The organism is Mesorhizobium sp. 2RAF21, from assembly GCF_052115345.1.
In the GTDB taxonomy this organism is placed as follows: domain Bacteria; phylum Pseudomonadota; class Alphaproteobacteria; order Rhizobiales; family Rhizobiaceae; genus Mesorhizobium; species Mesorhizobium terrae.
In genome coordinates, this window is sequence record NZ_JBFRGM010000006.1 from 41,104 (window position 1) to 58,860 (window position 17,757).

At 65.5% G+C, this 17,757-nt stretch carries 14 protein-coding genes; 9 read left to right on the forward strand and 5 right to left on the reverse strand.

Features of this window, described 5'->3' with window-relative positions:
- Window positions 1-98: 98 nt before the first annotated feature.
- The 7 genes from AB4136_RS11225 to AB4136_RS11255 all read left to right on the forward strand — a co-directional run bounded on the left by AB4136_RS11225 (window position 99) and on the right by AB4136_RS11255 (window position 7,823).
- Window positions 99-1,151, forward strand: coding sequence for a hypothetical protein (locus AB4136_RS11225; protein WP_024924319.1), 1,053 nt, complete (start codon window positions 99-101; stop codon window positions 1,149-1,151).
- Window positions 1,152-1,222: 71 nt separating this feature from the next.
- Entirely contained in the window at window positions 1,223-2,431 is a 1,209-nt protein-coding gene (gene pcaF / locus AB4136_RS11230) for a 3-oxoadipyl-CoA thiolase (RefSeq protein ID WP_024924318.1), read from the forward strand.
- Between the two features lie 169 nt (window positions 2,432-2,600).
- Window positions 2,601-4,244, forward strand: coding sequence for an ABC transporter substrate-binding protein (locus AB4136_RS11235; RefSeq protein ID WP_024924317.1), 1,644 nt, complete (start codon window positions 2,601-2,603; stop codon window positions 4,242-4,244).
- Between the two features lie 78 nt (window positions 4,245-4,322).
- Complete coding sequence (locus tag AB4136_RS11240) at window positions 4,323-5,327, forward strand: ABC transporter permease (protein WP_373426406.1); 1,005 nt, start codon at window positions 4,323-4,325, stop codon at window positions 5,325-5,327.
- Entirely contained in the window at window positions 5,324-6,247 is a 924-nt protein-coding gene (gene nikC / locus AB4136_RS11245) for a nickel transporter permease (RefSeq protein WP_024924315.1), read from the forward strand. The genes AB4136_RS11240 and nikC overlap by 4 nt, the downstream gene beginning before the upstream one ends.
- Window positions 6,244-7,077: an ABC transporter ATP-binding protein gene (locus tag AB4136_RS11250; protein WP_024924314.1), complete on the forward strand. Its 834-nt coding sequence runs from the start codon at window positions 6,244-6,246 to the stop codon at window positions 7,075-7,077. Before nikC ends, AB4136_RS11250 begins: the two co-directional genes overlap by 4 nt.
- The gene (locus AB4136_RS11255; protein ID WP_137900313.1) at window positions 7,074-7,823 is read left to right on the forward strand and encodes an ABC transporter ATP-binding protein; all 750 of its coding nucleotides are present in this window, start codon (window positions 7,074-7,076) and stop codon (window positions 7,821-7,823) included. Before AB4136_RS11250 ends, AB4136_RS11255 begins: the two co-directional genes overlap by 4 nt.
- Before the next feature lie 36 nt (window positions 7,824-7,859).
- Here AB4136_RS11255 and AB4136_RS11260 read toward each other — a convergent pair whose 3' ends face one another.
- From AB4136_RS11260 to AB4136_RS11270, 3 genes are read right to left on the reverse strand one after another with little or no spacing between them, the layout of a single operon-like run.
- On the reverse strand, window positions 7,860-10,922 hold the full coding sequence (locus tag AB4136_RS11260) for an efflux RND transporter permease subunit (RefSeq protein ID WP_137900312.1): 3,063 nt from the start codon (window positions 10,920-10,922) through the stop codon (window positions 7,860-7,862).
- A 10-nt stretch (window positions 10,923-10,932) separates the two neighbouring features.
- Window positions 10,933-11,997, reverse strand: coding sequence for an efflux RND transporter periplasmic adaptor subunit (locus AB4136_RS11265; protein WP_024924311.1), 1,065 nt, complete (start codon window positions 11,995-11,997; stop codon window positions 10,933-10,935).
- Entirely contained in the window at window positions 11,994-13,139 is a 1,146-nt protein-coding gene (locus AB4136_RS11270) for an efflux RND transporter periplasmic adaptor subunit (protein WP_081766880.1), read from the reverse strand. The genes AB4136_RS11265 and AB4136_RS11270 overlap by 4 nt, the downstream gene beginning before the upstream one ends.
- A gap of 255 nt (window positions 13,140-13,394) precedes the next feature.
- Here AB4136_RS11270 and AB4136_RS11275 point away from each other — a divergent pair, with 255 nt between their 5' ends.
- Entirely contained in the window at window positions 13,395-14,669 is a 1,275-nt protein-coding gene (locus AB4136_RS11275; protein WP_024924309.1) for a 4-aminobutyrate--2-oxoglutarate transaminase, read from the forward strand.
- A 97-nt stretch (window positions 14,670-14,766) separates the two neighbouring features.
- Here AB4136_RS11275 and AB4136_RS11280 read toward each other — a convergent pair whose 3' ends face one another.
- Window positions 14,767-15,393, reverse strand: a complete 627-nt coding sequence (locus tag AB4136_RS11280; protein WP_307418159.1) for a TetR/AcrR family transcriptional regulator — start codon at window positions 15,391-15,393, stop codon at window positions 14,767-14,769.
- A gap of 67 nt (window positions 15,394-15,460) precedes the next feature.
- On the opposite strand from AB4136_RS11280, the gene AB4136_RS11285 reads away from it, so the two are divergent.
- On the forward strand, window positions 15,461-15,991 hold the full coding sequence (locus AB4136_RS11285; protein ID WP_137900311.1) for a DinB family protein: 531 nt from the start codon (window positions 15,461-15,463) through the stop codon (window positions 15,989-15,991).
- A gap of 51 nt (window positions 15,992-16,042) precedes the next feature.
- Here AB4136_RS11285 and AB4136_RS11290 read toward each other — a convergent pair whose 3' ends face one another.
- The gene (locus tag AB4136_RS11290; protein WP_024924306.1) at window positions 16,043-17,287 is read right to left on the reverse strand and encodes an NAD(P)/FAD-dependent oxidoreductase; all 1,245 of its coding nucleotides are present in this window, start codon (window positions 17,285-17,287) and stop codon (window positions 16,043-16,045) included.
- Window positions 17,288-17,757: the final 470 nt, after the last annotated feature.

A 17,757-nucleotide genomic window follows, 5' to 3' on the forward strand; every position in this document is an offset into this window, starting at 1 on the left:
TGGGCCTGTCGCCGGCGTTGCGGCAAAGGTCGATTTCCTAGGAACCCACCGGGTTCGCGGCGGCGAGACTGACGCCGTTTCCCATCGGACCCGCCGCCATGCCGCATCCACGCCTCCTGCTTGTCTACGAACCGGAAAAGGCCTGTTTCGATCGCCTCGTCGCGGACGGCCACGCGCCGGAGCGGGCGGCGGAAATTTCCTCCTATCTCGCCCAGTCGACCGATCTGGCGCCGGAGTTCGCCGCGATCGAACGCGCGGCTGCCGATCGCGGCCTCGGCTTCTCGGCCGTGGAGTTGGATGAAGCTGCCGCTGTGCTCGGCAAGGCGGACCGGGATACCACGCTGGTCTGGACGCTGACCGACGGCATCGCCTATTTCCGCGGTGGCGCGGCACCTGCGCTCGCGCGGCTTGCCGGCCTGAGAACAATTGGTGCCGACGATTCGCTGTTCGCGCTGTGCCAGGACAAATTCCGCTCGGGCGCGGTGCTCGGCGCGCTCGGCCTGCCGGTGCCGCAGGCGGGTCTCGCGCGTGACGGACGCTGGCTGGTCGAGCCGCCGGCCTCGGCCAAGGGCTGGTTCGTCAAGCCGAACCGGCTCGGCGCCAAGATCGGCATCTGGCCGGATTCGCATTGCCACGATCTCGGCCAGGCGCTGGAACTCAGCCGCCGGGTATTCCGACACTATGGCGACGACGTGGTGGTGCAGCCCTATGTCGCCGGTCGCAACGTGCGGGCCTCCTTCCTGGATGTCACCGCAAACGGCGATATGTCGGCGCTCGGCGTCTTCCTGGTCGAATCCGGCGGTGACTTCCAGACCATGGCCGACAGCCTCGCGCTTTACGGCGATACGGGCACCGCGGCGAAGGCGACGGGTGCCTATGTCGAACCCGAACTTGTTGCGCTTGCCGACAGCCAGCCGGCGGCCGATGCCGGGATCCGCCGCATCGCGCAGCGGCTGGTGAGCGGACTTGGTCTGCGCGACGTCTTTTCCATCGACCTGCGTGTCGAGGCCGACGATACGATCCATCTCATCGAATTCGAAGTCTGTCCCGGCTTGCCCTGTTTCGACTTCCGCGCCTATTGTCGCGCCCGTTGGTCCATGAGCCTTGCCGAGGCCATGGCCGAAACCGCGGCCCGTCGCCTGGCGGGCTGATTTATAAGATTATCCGATCCGCTTGGGTTGGTGCCGCGCCGACCGGCGCAGGCGAGGGAGGACCGCACGACATGACCGAAGCTTTCATCTGCGACTATATCCGCACGCCGATCGGACGCTTTGGGGGTGTGCTGGCTTCGGTGCGTACGGATGATCTCGGTGCCGTGCCGCTCAGGGCCCTGATGGCGCGCAATCCCGGTGTCGATTGGGCGGCCGTCGACGACGTGGTCTATGGCTGCGCCAACCAGGCCGGCGAGGACAACCGCAACGTCGCGCGCATGGCGCTGCTGCTTGCCGGCCTGCCCGTCGCGGTACCGGGTTCGACGGTCAACAGGCTGTGCGGGTCGGGCATGGACGCGGTCGGTATCGCCGCACGCGCCATCAAGGCCGGCGAGGCCGAACTGATGATCGCCGGCGGTGTCGAATCGATGAGCCGTGCCCCCTTCGTCATGCCCAAGGCCGAGACCGCCTTTTCGCGCCACGCCGAAATCCACGACACCACCATCGGCTGGCGCTTCGTCAACCCGCTGATGAAGAAGCAGTACGGTATCGATTCCATGCCGGAGACCGGCGAGAACGTCGCCGAGCAGTTTTCCGTCAGCCGCGCCGATCAGGATGCCTTCGCCGTGCGCAGTCAGGACAAGGCCGTGGCCGCGCAGGCCAATGGCCGATTGGGCAAGGAGATTGTCGCGGTGACGATCCCGCAGAAGAAAGGCGAGGCGACCGTCGTCGACAAGGACGAGCATCCGCGCGCCGGCACCACGGTCGAAACGCTGGCCAGGCTGGCGACGCCGTTCCGCAAGGAAGGCGGCACGGTGACGGCGGGCAACGCGTCGGGCGTCAATGACGGTGCTGCTGCACTGATCGTTGCCTCGGAAGCGGCGGCCCGCAAGCATGGCCTGACCCCCATCGCCCGCATTCTCGGCAGCGCCACGGCCGGCGTCGAGCCGCGCATCATGGGCATCGGTCCGGTGCCGGCGACGCAGAAGCTCTGTGCGCGCCTCGGCCTCACGCCGTCGCAATTCGACGTCGTCGAACTCAACGAGGCTTTCGCCGCGCAGGGCATTGCCGTGTTGCGCCAACTCGGCCTGGCCGAGGATGCCGCACATATCAATCCGAATGGCGGCGCCATCGCGCTCGGCCATCCCCTCGGCATGTCGGGTGCCCGCATCACCGGCACGGCGGCGCTGGAATTGCGCGAACGCGGCGCTCGTTTCGCGCTCGCCACCATGTGCATCGGCGTCGGTCAGGGCATCGCCATTGCGCTTGAGCGCGTCTGAACGAAAACCTGTTTTAACCCAATCCACTTCTGTCCATCAAATGCTCGTTGCCGGGCAGGGTGGTGGCGGATATGGTTGTTCGAGGCTTCAACAAATAACGAGCCTTTCCGGCGCAACGACGTCGCGTCCCGAACGGGGAACCAGGGGCGACGAAAACAAGGATATTCCGATGATGATGCAAACCATTGCTCTGCGTTCGCGCGGCCTGCTGGCTGGCGCCGCCCTTTCCGCACTCGTCTTCGCCGGAGCGCCCGCATGGGCAGACACGCCGCCCGACACGCTGGTCCAGGCCTGGGCGATCGACGACATCATCTCGCTTGATCCCGCCGAAGCCTTCGAGCTTTCCACAGGCGAAATCACCGGCAACACCTACGACATGCTGGTCCGGCTCGACGTCAACGACACCACCAAGGTGGTCGGCGGCATCGCCGAAAGCTGGACCGTTTCGGATGACGGCCTCACCTACACCTTCAAGCTGAAGCCGGGCCTGAAATTCGCTTCCGGCAACCCGATCTCGGCCGCAGACGTCGCCTGGTCGTTCGAGCGCGCCGTCAAGCTGAACAAGAGCCCGGCCTTCATCATCCAGCAGTTCGGCCTCACCGGCGACAACGTCGCTGAAAAGGCCAAGGCGACCGACGCCTCGACCTTTGTCTTCACCGTCGACAAGGGCTATGCGCCGAGCTTCGTGCTCAACTGCCTGACCGCCACGGTGGCGGCGGTGGTCGACAGCAAGCTGGTCAAGGAACATGTGGCTGCCGCGACGCCGACCGCCGAATACAAGTTCGACAACGATTTCGGCAATGCCTGGATGAAGACCGGCTATGCCGGTTCCGGCCCGTTCAAGACGCGCGAATGGCGCGCCAACGAGGTCGTGGTGCTGGAGCGCAACGACAATTATTACGGCACCAAGGCCCATATGGCGCGTGTCATCTATCGCCACGTGAAGGAGAGCGCCGCCCAGCGCCTGCTGCTGGAGAAAGGCGACATTGACGTGGCGCGCAATTTGCAGCCGGGCGACTACAGCTCGGTCGGCAAGAATGCCGATCTCGCCACCATCTCGAAGCCGAAGAGCACGGTCTACTACGTCAGCCTCAACCAGAAGAACCCGAACCTCTCCAAGCCCGAGGTGCGCGAGGCCTTCAAATATCTGATCGACTACGATGCGCTCGGCGACACGCTGCTCAACGGCATCGGCGTCGTCCACCAGGACTTCCTGCCCAAGGGTATCCTGGGTGCCGTGGACGAGAAGCATTATAAGCTGGACGTTGCCAAGGCGAAGGAGCTGTTGGCCAAGGCCGGGCTGAAGGACGGTTTCACCATCACTCTGGACACGCGCAGCGGCCAGCCGGAATCCGGTGTCGCCGAATCGATTCAGCAGACGGCGGCCCAGGCCGGCATCAAGATCGAGCTCGTACCGGAAGACTTCAAGCAGCTGTTGACCCGCTATCGCGCGCGCCAGCACGACATGGCCATCCTGCAGTGGGGCGTCGACTATTGGGATCCGAATTCCAACTCGGAAACCTTCGCCACCAATCCCAACAACGCCGACGATTCGAAGAACAAGACGCTGGCCTGGCGCAATGCCTGGAACGTGCCAGCGGAAATCCAGAAGGAATCGGCGGCCGCGCTCCTGGAACGCGACACCGACAAGCGTATCAAGATGTACGAGGATCTGCAGACCAAGATCCGCGAACAGGGCCCGTTCAACTTCATCTGGCAGCAGACCGAGGTTGCCGGACTGCGCAAGAACGTCCAGGGCCTGAAGCTGGGGCCGACCTTCGACACCAACTTCCTGGCCCCGGTCACCAAGTAACACCCCGGAGCACCCGGTTCCTTGTCGCTCGTCCAGTCTCATGAGCCGGCGCGGAGGCGTAAAAACGCCTCCGCGCTTCTGCTCGCGCTCCTGCGCTTCGTCTTCGTCGCCGCGGTCACCTTCCTCGGGCTGATCGCGGTTACCTTCTTCATCGGCCGCGTCATGCCCATCGATCCCGTCCTGGCGATCGTCGGCGATCGCGCGCCGGCCAGCGTCGTCGCCGCGGCGCGCCAGCAATATGGTTTCGACCTGCCGGTCTGGCAGCAGTTTCTCCTCTATCTGAAGAAGGCGCTGACCGGCGATTTCGGCACTTCCATCCTGTCGACCTATCCGGTCATGCAGGACATCCGCCGCGTTTTCCCGGCCACGCTGGAACTGGCGACGGTCGGCACGGTGATCGGCGTGGCGTTCGGCATTCCGCTCGGCGTGCTCGCCGCCGTCAAGCGCGGCTCCTTCATCGACCAGGCGGTGCGGGTCGTCGGCCTCATCGGCTATTCGATGCCGATTTTCTGGTTGGGCCTGCTCGGTCTGCTGGTCTTCTATGCCCGGCTCGGCTGGGTCGAAGGGCCGGGCCGCATCGGCATCGCCTATGAATACACCTTCACGCCCGTCACCGGGCTCTATCTGCTCGACGCCATAATCCAGCGCGACTGGTCGGCATTCAAGGACATCTTCTCCCACATCATCCTGCCGGCTTCGCTGCTCGGCTATGTTTCCATGGCCTATATCAGCCGCATGACGCGGTCGTTCATGCTGAACGAGCTCTCGCAGGAATATGTCGTCGCCGCCCGCGCCAAGGGCCTGTCGGAAGCGCGCATCATCTGGGGGCATGCCTTGCGCAATTCCGCGGTGCCGCTGGTCACCGTCATCGCCTTGTCCTACGCCACATTGCTCGAGGGCTCGGTGCTGACCGAGACGGTGTTCTCCTGGCCCGGCATCGGCCTTTATTTGACCAATTCGCTGCAGAACGCCGACATGAACGCTGTGCTGGGCGCCACCATCATGATCGGCGCGGTCTTCATCGGCCTCAATCTTCTTTCCGATCTGCTCTACCAGCTGCTCGACCCGAGGACGCGGACATGAATGTGTCGGACACTGCGGCAATGAGCTGGCGCGAATGGCTGCAATCGGAGCGGCCGGCCTCGCGTTCACAGGCGCGGCTCGGCCGCGCCTACATGACCTGGCGGCGTTTTTCCGGCAACGGCCTGGCGATGATCGGACTGCTGATCATCCTGGCGCTGGTGCTGGTCGCGATCCTCGCCGGCGTGCTTGCGCCTTATTCGCCGGTCATCGGTGACCTGCGCTCAGCACTGCAGCCGCCCGGCGCCGCCCATTGGATGGGCACGGACGAACAGGGCCGCGACATCCTCTCGCGCATCATCTACGGCTCGCGGGTGACACTCTACGTCATCGTGCTCGTCGCGCTGATCGCCGCACCCATCGGCCTCCTGGTCGGTACGGTGGCCGGTTATGCCGGCGGCTGGACCGATGCCATCCTGATGCGCATCACCGACATCTTCCTGGCCTTCCCGAAGCTGATCCTGGCGCTGGCTTTCGTGGCGGCACTCGGGCCAGGCATCGAACACGCGATCATCGCGATCGCCATCACCTCCTGGCCGCCTTATGCACGCATTGCCCGCGCCGAGACGCTCACCGTGCGCAACTCCGATTACATCAAGGCGGTCGAGATCATGGGCGCCTCGCCCTTCCGCATCGTGCTGCGCCATGTCATGCCGATGTGCATCTCCTCGCTGATCGTGCGTGTCACGCTCGACATGGCCGGCATCATCATCATCGCTGCCGGCCTTGGCTTCCTCGGCCTCGGTGCACAGCCGCCCTTGCCGGAATGGGGTTCGATGATCGCGTCGGGACGTCGTTTCATTCTCGACCAGTGGTGGGTGGCGGCGATGCCCGGCATGGCCATCCTCATCGTCAGCCTCGGCTTCAATCTCCTGGGTGACGGCCTGCGCGATGCGCTCGATCCAAGGAGTTCGGGCCAATGAGCGCGCTTCTTCACGTCGAGGACCTGAAGGTCCGTTTTCCCACCCGCACCGGCGTCATCGAGGCGGTGCGCGGCGTTTCGTTCTCGCTGGGGCGCGAGCGGCTGGGCATTGTCGGCGAATCCGGCTCGGGCAAGTCGCAGACCGGCCGCGCCATCATGGGGCTGACCGATCCCCGCGCCGAGGTGACGGCCGGCAGGATGGAGTTCGACGGCATCGATCTTCTGTCGTTGCCCCAGCGCGAGCGGCGGGCGTTGCGTGGCCGGCGCGTCGCCATGATCCTGCAGGACCCCAAATATTCGCTCGACCCGGTGATGACCATCGGCCGGCAGATCGTCGAGACGCTGCGCACGCATGAGAAGGTCTCCAAGGCCGAGGCGCGCGAACGCGCGCTCGACATGCTGGCGGCCGTGCAGATCCGCGATCCCAAACGCGTCTTCGACCTGCACCCGCACGAAGTGTCGGGCGGCATGGGCCAGCGCGCCATGATCGCCATGATGCTGGTCGCCGGGCCGGAGCTGATGATCGCCGACGAGCCGACTTCGGCCCTGGACGTCACCGTGCAGCTCGAAGTGCTCGGCATCCTCGACCGGCTGGTGGCGGAGCGCGGCATGGGACTGATCTTCATCTCGCACGATCTGCGCCTGGTCTCCTCCTTCTGCGACCGCGTCGTGGTCATGTATGCCGGCAAGGTGGTCGAGCAATTGCCGGCCTCGGAACTGGCCCGCGCGCAGCATCCCTATACACGTGGCCTGCTCGACTGCATGCCCAAGATCGGCGCTGATCGGCACCCGCTGCCGGTGCTGGCGCGCAAGGCGGAGTGGGCGGCATGACGGCGGCACTCTCCATCGACAAGGTCGAGGTCGTGTTCGACCATTTCCGCGCGCTGAAAGGTGTCAGCGTCGAGGTTCAGCCCGGCGAATCCTTCGGGCTGGTCGGCGAATCCGGTTCGGGCAAGTCGACGCTGCTGCGTGCCATCGCCGGCCTGGCGCCGGTGGCTTCCGGCCGCATCACCGTCAACGGCAAGACGCTCGGCCGCCGCCGCGACCGTGATTTCTATCGCCAGGTGCAGATGGTGTTCCAGGACCCCTACGGCTCGCTGCACCCGCGCCAGACCGTCGATCGCCTTTTGCAGGAGCCGCTTGCCATCCATGGCATCGGCGACGGCGAAAGGCGCATCCAGCGCGCGCTCGACGAGGTCGGCCTCGTTTCCGGTTTCCGCTTCCGTTATTCGCACCAGCTGTCCGGCGGCCAGCGCCAGCGCGTGGCGATCGCCCGCGCCCTGATCCTCGAACCCTCGATCCTGTTGCTCGACGAACCGACCTCGGCGCTCGACGCCTCGGTGCAGGCCGAGGTGTTGAACCTGCTGGAACAGGTGCGCAAGGACCGCAAGCTGACCTTCCTCATGGTTTCGCACGACCTCGCCGTCATCAACCACATGTGCCAGCGCCTCATGGTCATGCAGAATGGCGAGGCGGTCGAACAGCTCACCGCCGCCGACCTCGTCTCGGCCCAGGTCACCCAGGACTACACGCGCCGCCTGCTCAAGGCCTCGGAAGGCTTCGTCAGGGCGGGCTGAGACGGACCCTTACCCTCCCCGACAAGGGGAGGGTAACTAGCTTGCCGCCGCCTCCGCTGCCTTCGGTTCCTTCAGCCGGAACCAGGCGACGTAGAGCGCCGGCAGGAACAGGAGCGTGATCGCCGTGCCGGCGATGATGCCGCCCATCATGGCATAGGCCATCGGCCCCCAGAACACTTCGCGCGCGATCGGGATCAGCGCCAGCGAGGCGGCCGCCGCCGTCAGCGCGATCGGCCGCATTCGGTGCTCGCTGGCCTCGATCACCGCCAGCCAGCGATCCTTGCCCTCGGCGACGAGGTCCTCGATCTGCACGATCAGGATCACCGAATTGCGGATCAGGATGCCGATCAGGGCCAAGACGCCGAGCAACGCGACGAAGCCCATCGGCGAGTTAGACGACAGCAGCGCCACCACCACGCCGATCAGGCCCAGCGGCGCCACCGCCACCACCAGGAACAAGCGCTGGAAGCTCTGCAGCTGGATCATCAGGATCGTGGCCATGACGAACAGCATCAGCGGCACGACGGCGGCGATCGGTCCCTGGCTCTTGGCGCTTTCCTCGACCGAGCCGCCGGTGGCGACGCTATATCCTTGCGGCAGCTTGGCGATGAAGGCATCGACCGTCGGCTTGAGCTCGTTGACGACGGTATCGGGCAGCGCACTGCCGACCAGCCCGGCCCGCACGGTCAGGGTCGGGATGCGATGCCGGCGCCAGATCGTCGGCTGCTCCAGCGCGGTGTCAAAATTGGCGACCGCCGCGAGCGGGATGGATTCGCCGGTGCCCGTCGGCAACTGCATGTTCTTCAGTGTCTCCAGCGAACTCCTCTCCGCCTCGCGCGAGCGCACCACCACATTGACCAGATAGGTGGAATCGCGGACCTGCGTGATGGTGACGCCGCCGACGACGCTGTTGAGTGCCGAGGCGATGTCCTGCGAGGTGATGCCGAGCTGGCGCGCCTTGTCCTGCAGCACGTCCACCTTCAGCACACGCTCCGGCTCGTTCCAGTCGAAGGTCGGCGCGGCAAGCTTCGGATTGGTCGAAATGCGGCCGGCCAGATCCTGCGCCAGGTCGCGCACCTTCTGCACGTCTGGGCCGCTCACCCGGTATTGCACCGGCCGTCCGACCGGAGGCCCGAGCTCCAGCGTCTTGACGAAAGTGTCGGTGCCGACGAACTGCTCGCGCAGCAGCTTGTCGATGGCAGCGTGCACGCGGTTGCGCTCCTCGACACCCTTGGTGACGATGACGGTCTGACCGAAATACGGGTTGGACGGCTGCACGTCATAGGCCAGCACGAAGCGCACCGCGCTCTGCCCGACATAGGAGCTCCAATGGGCGATGTCGGGATTGCCGACCAATGCCAGCTTCTCGAACCGCTCCATCTGTTCGCGCGTCTCGGCGATCGAGCTGTTCTGCGGCAGGTTCCAGTCGACGATCAGCTCCGGCCGGTCGGAGGCCGGGAAGAATTGCTGCTGCACCAAGGTGAGCCCGGCGAGCGAGGTCAGGAAGAGCAGTACGGTCGCGATGATGGTCAGCCAGTAGCGCCGCACCGAAAGCACCAGGGTGCGCCGGAACAGCGCCGTGAAGCGACCGGGCTGGTCGTGGTGTTTCTTCATCGTCGCCGGCAGGAAGGTGACGCCGAGCAGCGGCGCGAACAGCACCGCCACGACCCACGACACCAGCAGCGAAACCGCGATGACCACGAACAGCGTGAAGGTGTACTCACCGGCCGCGCTCGAATTGAGGCCGATGGGGATGAAGCCGGCCACCGTCACCAGCGTGCCGGTGAGCATGGGGAAGGCGGTTGATGTGTAGACATAGGTGGCCGCTTTCTTGAGCGGGTCGCCCACCTCCAGCCGCGCCACCATCATCTCCACCGCGATCATGGCGTCGTCCACCAAAAGGCCGAGCGCGATGATCAGCGCGCCCAGCGACACGCGCTGCAGCGAGATGCCGAGATAGGTCATGAACAGGAAGGTGATGGCCAGCACCAGCGGGATCGACAGCGCCACGACGAAACCGGCACGCAGGCCAAGGCTGATGAAGGAAACCGCAAGCACGATGGCCACCGCCTCGAACAGCGCCCGCGTGAAACCGGATACCGCTTCCTCAACGATGAGCGGCTGGTCGGCGACAAGATGCACGCCGACGCCAACCGGCAGTTCGCCCTTCACCTCCTCCATCTTGTGGTCCAGCGCCTTGCCGAATTCCAACAGGTTGGCGTTGGGTTTCATGCCGACGGCAAGTCCGATGGCGTCCTGGCCGTTAAAGCGGAACAGCGAGGCGGGCGGATCGGTGTAGCCGCGCGTGATGGTGGCGACGTCGCTCAACCTGAAGAAACGGTTGTTGACCCTGAGATTGATGGCGCGAAGGCTGTCTTCGGAGGCGAACTGGCCGGTGACGCGCACGCTGACCTGCTCCGGTCCCGACTGGATGACGCCGGAGGGCGCGATGGCATTCTGCGCCTGCAGCGAGGCGATGATCTGCTGCTGGTTGAGGCCGAGCGCGGCGATCTGGCGCGTCGAGAATTCGAGATAGATCGCCTCGTCGCGCGCGCCGATCAAGTCGACCTTGCCGGCATTGGGCACGGTCAGCACTTCGGCGCGCACGTTCTCGACATAGTCGCGCAGCTGGCGGGGCGTCAGGCCGTCGGCGGTGAAGGCGTAGATGTTGCCGTACACGTCACCGAACCGGTCGTTGTAGAACGGGCCCTGTACGCCTTGCGGGAATTGCGGCTTGATGTCCTCGATCATGTTGCGGACCTGCAGCCAGGTCGGCACCACGTCGCGCGCCTTGGTGTTGTCTTTCAAATTGACGAAGACGATGGTGCGGCCCGCCGTTGTCACCGAGCGGGTAAAATCGAGCTTGTCGAGTTCCTCGAGCTTCTTCTCGATGCGGTCGGTGACCTGCTTGGCCTGCTCGTCCACGGAGGCGCCCGGCCAGTTGGCCTGGATCAGCATCGTCTTGATGGTGAAGGAGGGGTCTTCCTCGCGGCCGAGATTGATATAGGCGTAGACGCCGGCCACGATGAAGACCAGCATGAAATACCAGACCAGCGAGCGGTGCTCGAGTGCCCAGTCGGACAGGTTGAAACCCTTCACGCGGCCGCTCCTACGGTAGCTTGATCTTCTGGCCGGGCGTCAGGCTGTGGACGCCGGCCGTGACGACGCGGGCACCGGCATCCAGCCCGCTCGCCACGGTGAAAGTGGTGCCGCTGCGGGCGGCGACCTGCACGTCATGCGTGGCGACCGTCGCTGTCTTTTCGTCGACGATCCAGACCTGCGTCTTGCCGTCCTGTTCCAGCAGCGCCGAAAGCGGCAACTCGATTGCCGGCTTGACCGAGGTCGAACGGGTCACTGTCACCGTAGAACCGAGGCGGAAGGCGGAAGGCGGATCGATCAGTGATAGCCGCACGCGGCGCGTACGTGTGGTTTCGTCGGATTGCGGTGCCATCTCGCGCAGCCGGCCCTCAGTCTTGATCGAGGGCAGCGATTGCAGCGACACCGCGAACGGCGCCTGTTCCGTCAGGTCGCCGGTCAGCCAGTCGGGGATGTCCACCACGGCTTCGCGGGTGTCGGCGCGCGCCACCGTCACCACCATCTGCCCGGGCGAAACGGTCTGGCCGACCTCGGCGCCGACCGCCGTCACCACGCCGTCGAAATCGGAAAACAGACGAGCATAGCCGAGCTGTTCCTCGGATTTGGCGAGCGCGGCCTTGGCGCGCTCCAGATTGGCGCCGGCCGATTGCTGCGCCTGACGGGCGCTGTCATAGACGGCCTGCGAGACGTTCTTCGAGGCCAGCAACTGGCCGATGCGTTGCTCGCTGGCGTCGGCGTTGGCGGCCTGCGCCTCGGCGTTGGACAATTCGGCTTTCGCCGCCTGAACGGCGAGATCGAGCGCCGTCGGGTCGAGCGCGGCCAGCGTCGTGCCCTTGGTCACCGTGTCGCCGACATTGACGTCGCGGGCGACGATGCGGCCGAGCAGGCGGAAGGAGAGGGCGGCGCTGTAACGCGGCTCGACCGTGCCGGCGAAGCCATAGGTTTCGGTAGCGCGCGGCTGCACCGTCACCGACAGCACCGGCCGCACGATTTCGGCGGCCTTGTCGCCACTTTCCTGCGAACAGCCGGAAAGCAGGGCAGCAATCGGCATGGCGGCAATCAGCAGGGCACGGGTCATGGCTTGGCCTCCGTGGTCTCGACCACAAGGCCTGGGCTGAGCAGCTGCCCGCCGGAGGTGACGACCGTCTGGCCGGCCGTCAGCCCGTCGGCGATGGCGACCGACGCGGTGTCGTAGCCCATCACGGCGACCGGCGCGATCGCGACAGCCTTGCTGGCCGGGTCGACGACCCACACCGCGGGCTTGCCGTTGGCGGAGGTAAGCGCCTGCCAGGGCAGCACCACGGCCTTGCCGTGCTTGCCGGTGACGCTGCCGACGACCGCTGCCCCCAGCGGCATGGCCGCCGGAGTGGCGGGAAGGGCCACCTTGACGCGCACCGAGCCGGAGGCCGGGTCGACCACCGGCGCGATCTCGCGCACCGTGCCTTGCGCCGTCACCTTGGGGTCGGCCAGCAGCGCCACCGCGACCGGCGGCGGCGTCGAGCCATGCACGCCGGCGACCAGCGTTTCCTGAACGTTGAAGACCGCGTCGCGGTCGCCGTCCTCGGCCACGGTGAAGACGGTCTGCGCCGCCTGCACCACCTGTCCGGCCTCGACCTGTCTGGCCGTGATGATGCCGGGCGCACCGGCGCGCAGTTCGGTGAAGGAGAGATTTTCCTTGGCGTTGGCCAGCGCGCTGCCGGCCGCCTCGACGCTGCCCTGCGCCACCTTCAGCGCCTGGTCGGCCTGGTCATAGTCGCGCCGGGTCGTGAAGCCTTGCGAAAGTAGGGCCTTCTGGCGGTCGAACGCGGCGGCGGCCTGGGTGGACTGTGCCTGCGCGGCATCAAGGTTGGCCTGTGCGGTCCTGAGGTCCGATTCCTGCTCCTGCGGGTCGATGCGGGCCAGCACCTGGTCCGTGTCGACATGCTGGCCGACCTCGACCAGCCGCTCGGCCACGCGGCCGCCGACGCGGAAGGAAAGGTTGTTCAGCGTGCGCGCGGTGATCACGCCGGTCAGCGAGACGCTGTCGGCATAATCGGTGATTTCGGCCTGCTGGGTACCGACCAGCACCGGCAGCTTCGGCGCCGCCGCCGCGTCCTTGCGCTGGCAGCCGGAAACGAGAGCGGCGAGCGTGGCTATGGCGAGGACGGCGGTGACGGGACGCAATTGGAACGAGAGGCGTGCCGCCTTGAATCTCGACGGGACCGATCGTCGTGTTTTCATGGTCAAGGCACCCCCGGGACCGGTCGTCACCTTGATGTGACGCAATACCACTATCAGGCAGGATATCGTGCTGCTCGGAATTTGAAATAGGTCATTGATTCCGTACCGATCGGCGAGGTCGAATCGTGCGGTTGCGGCTTGCGCAGGCCCAACGGCTTGGGCCAAGCTGTCGGCTTGAGCTGGGCACGAAATAAAGCCAGAAGGCTAGGCGACAGAACCGGTTGTGAGGGCAAGGCCCTTGAGGAGAAAAGCACGATGAGCAACGCGACCATTTCCGCCCGCAAGAACGCCGCCATTTCGCGCGGCGTCGGCATGACCACGCAGATCTATGCCGAGCGTGCCGAGAATTCCGAAATCTGGGACGTCGAGGGCCGCCGCTACATCGATTTCGCCTCCGGCATCGCCGTGGTCAACACCGGCCACCGTCACCCCAAGGTGATCGAGGCGGTGAAGGCGCAGCTCGACCATTTCACCCACACCTGCCACCAGGTCGTGCCCTATGAGAACTATGTGCGGCTGGCCGAGCGCCTGAACGGCCTGCTGCCGGGCAAGTTCGACAAGAAGACGATCTTCGCCACCACCGGCGCCGAAGCCGTCGAGAACGCCGTCAAGATCGCCCGCCACGCCACCGGCCGCCAGGCCGTGATCGCCTTCACCGGCGCCTTCCACGGTCGTACCTTCATGGGCATGGCACTGACCGGCAAGGTGCAGCCCTACAAGGCCGGCTTCGGCGCGATGCCTGGCGACGTCTTCCACGTGCCGTTCCCGGTCGCGCTGCATGGCGTAACGGTGGCCGATTCGCTGGCCGCGCTCGACAAGCTGTTCAAGGCCGATGTCGACCCGGCCCGCGTCGCCGCCATTATCGTCGAACCCGTGCAGGGCGAGGGCGGTTTCTACGAGGCGCCGCGCGACTTCGTCTCGGCGCTGCGCAAGATCTGCGACCAGCACGGCATCCTGCTCATCGCCGACGAGGTGCAGACTGGCTTTGCCCGCACCGGCAAGATGTTCGCCATGGAGCATCATGACGCTGCCCCCGACCTCACCACCATGGCCAAGAGCCTGGCCGGCGGCTTCCCGCTTTCGGCCGTCACCGGCCGCGCCGAACTGATGGATTCGCCGAACCCCGGCGGTCTCGGCGGTACCTATGCCGGCAATCCGCTCGGCGTCGCCGCCGCCAATGCGGTGCTGGACGTGATCGAGGAAGAGAAGCTGAACGATCGCGCCAATGCACTGGGTTCGCGCCTGAAGCAGCGGCTGGAAGCACTGCGCGACGACGTGCCGGAGATCATCGACATTCGTGGCCCCGGCTTCATGAACGCCGTCGAGTTCAACGACGTGAGGACCAAGATGCCGTCGGCGGAGTTCGCCAACAATGTCCGGCTGAAGGCGCTGGACAAGGGCCTGATCCTGCTCACCTGCGGTGTCTATGGCAACGTCATCCGCTTCCTGGCGCCAATCACCATCCAGGACAATGTGATGACCGAGGCGCTCGACATCCTCGAAAGCTCGATCCGCGCCGCCAGGGCCTGATTTCCTCGCCGGATCGAGGACAGGATTGCTCCCCGGCATCGCGCGCGATGCCGGGGAGATTGCGTTTCAAGAACCGTTTCCGGCTTGCCGGCCGGTTTCAGCGGTCCGAAGCAGCCAGATAGGTGCACAGCAGCCGCACCAGCTCCTGCTTCAGCTCCACCGAGCCCAGCATGCCGCGTCGCGCCGCATTGTGGATCACGCCGTCCATGACATCCGAAAGGATCATGGCCATGACCCGGTTGCTCGCGCCTTCAGCGCTCGCCCGGTAGGCCTCCACCGCCGCGGCGTAGTGGCCGATATACTCCGCCTCGAATGCACTGTGCGGATCGCGGGTCGCGTCGAAACTCGGCGCTTCGTCGAGCAGCACCCGGTGCAGCCCGGGATTGAGGCTGTGCGCCGCAAACATGTCACGCACGAGATCGTCGACGAAACGCTCGACCGATTTTTGGCCCTCGCCCGAGCGCCGCATGATTGCGAGGCAGTCATCGAGATGCCGCCGCCTTATGGCCTCGATCAGCGAAAGCTTGTCCGGAAAATACTGGTACAGCGAACCGACGCTGACGCCGGCCGCCTCGGCAACCTTGTTGGTCGTGAACTCGGCCCAGCCATGTTCGCTCAGAATGCGAGCACCGGCTTCGACGATCGCCTCGACCGTCACCCGTGAGCGTGCCTGCCGTGGCGCCTTGCGCATGACCGCGCGCGATTTGGCAATGCGAGTAGACAAAAACGCGGCTCCCGGCGGAATATGAACACGTTACTCACATTCCACTGCAAGCGAAAGGAACCTCGTCATGAGCGGGTTGCTGCGGACTCTGTTCGGCTATCAGGCCTGGGCGAATGAAGACTTGTTCGACAAGCTCGGTGAACTCGATCCGGAACGGTATCGGACCGAATTGGCGAAAGCGGCGAAACTGATCGACCATTCACATGTCGTGGCCCGCATCTTCGCCGCCCATCTCACCGGTGCCCGTCATGGCTATATGTCGGATGCGAGCGAGGAGACGCCGACGCTGCAGGAACTGCGCGCAGCCGTCGCGGCTTCGGACCACTGGTATGTCGATTATGTCGCGGGCGTCTCGCCGGCGTCGCTGGACGAGCGGCTAGCCTTCGTCTTCACCGACGGCGACAAGGGCTGCATGTCGCGCGAAGAGATGCTTGGTCATGTGATCTTGCATGGCGGTTATCACCGCGGTGAGGTCGGACGCATCCTTTCCCAACTTTCCATCACGCCGCCGTGGGACACGCTCGCCGTCCATCTCCATCGTTCCGAGCCGTCGCGCCGGCGGCAGGCCGGGCGACCGGTGCTGGCCGGTGCCGACTGATTATGGATAGCATCGAGACAAGCGAGGCCTTTGGCCCGGCAATGAAGTGACTTAGGCGGCCGGCTCGCTTTGCTGGAAGGCCGCCAGCGCCGCTTTCATCGCGTCGGGGCCGCCTGCCACTTCGTCCGGTGTTGGCGAGAAACCGGCGCCCAGCATCTTGCGGCCGAGCATGTGGTCGCCCGGGCGATTGACCGACTCGATCGCGATCAGCCGGCCATTCGCATAGTGGTAGACGGAGAACTTGTTTTCGGCGGCGTCGCCCAGCACGACGCACTGGTCGGAGCCGCCGGTCAGACCGACCATCTGCAGCTTCATGTCACCGATGTCGGACCAGAACCACGGCACCGCCGCATAGGCATCCGCGTGGCCGAGGATGGTACGCGCAGCGAGCTTGGCCTGGTCGGTGGCGTTCTGCACCGATTCCAGCCGGACGTCGCCGCCGGTCGCCCAATGGCGGTAGTTGGCGACGTCGCCGATGGCCAGCACCTCGGGCACCGAGCTGCGCATATGCTGGTCGATGCGAATACCGTTGCCGGTCACAATACCTGCAGCCTCCGCCAGCTCGACATTGGGCACCACGCCGACGCCGATGATGACGAGCTGCGCCGGCAGCCGTTCGCCGGTCGAAGTGACGGCGGCGGCGACGCGGCCGTTGTCGCCCTCCAGTCTGGAAACCGTCGTCCCGGTCAGGATGCGAACGCCGCCACCGACCAGCCTGTCATGGACATGGCCGGCGATGACCGGGGCGATGGCGCGGCCGAGCACGCGGTCGGCGGCCTCCATCACGGTCACCTTGCGCCCGCCGGCGGCAAGGGTCGCGGCGATCTCCAGCCCGATGAAGCCACCGCCGAGGATGACGACGTCGCTGGCCGAAGCGCTGAGGTCGCGGATGGCGCGCGCATCGTCCAGCGAGCGCAGCGAAACGACGCCGGCAAGGTCGGCGCCGGGCAAGGGCAATGGCCGCGGCCGCGAGCCGGTGGCCAGGATCAGCCGGTCGAAGGGCAGCGCATCACCGCCGGCAATGTCGAGCCGGCGCTGGCTAAGATCGATGCGCTCGACGCGGATGCCGGGGCGGAAATCGATGTTATGGCCGGAAAAGAAGGTGTCGCCGCGCAGCGGCTGCGGCTTGGCCTCGCCGTCCTTGATGAAGGTCTTCGACAGCGGCGGCTTGTGATAAGGCCAGTCCTTCTCGTCGCCGACCAGCACGACCGGGCCTTCGTAGCCCTCCTCGCGCAGGCTGGCCGCGGCCTGCACGCCGGCATGGCCCGCCCCGACAATGACCACTCCATTCTTCATCGCAACCCGCCTTCGCTCCGATCCTATGGCTTGCCGGCAGGTGGCGATTGTCCACTTCCGCCGCAAGAGGCCATGCCGGGGTCGCACCCTGGACAGCGGCTTGTCAATGTGGGCGCCGCCGCGGTCGTCAGGACGTAAACTTGATCGTTCTAGTTTAGAATAATTCTAAACTATTGTTTTGATTGGATTTATTGTCGATTTGCATTGACTTTTGCCAGTTCCGTCGGTTTATGGAGGCTCGCGCGTCGAGCGCATTCCTTTGATGTCTGGGCCTTGAACCCGTTCGATTGGAGGCATTCCGGTGGTTTTTCAGCGCGCGCCGCGCCTTTCGGCGATCTTTCGGTCGGTTTCCTGCGACAGGCGTCGCAGCGTCCGCGCGACCTTCTCACACAGTTTGCATCGTCTGTCGGCTGGGCTTTCCTGCTCGCGCCGGGCGGTTATTCGTTGATAGTCCCGAGGGAGACGATTGA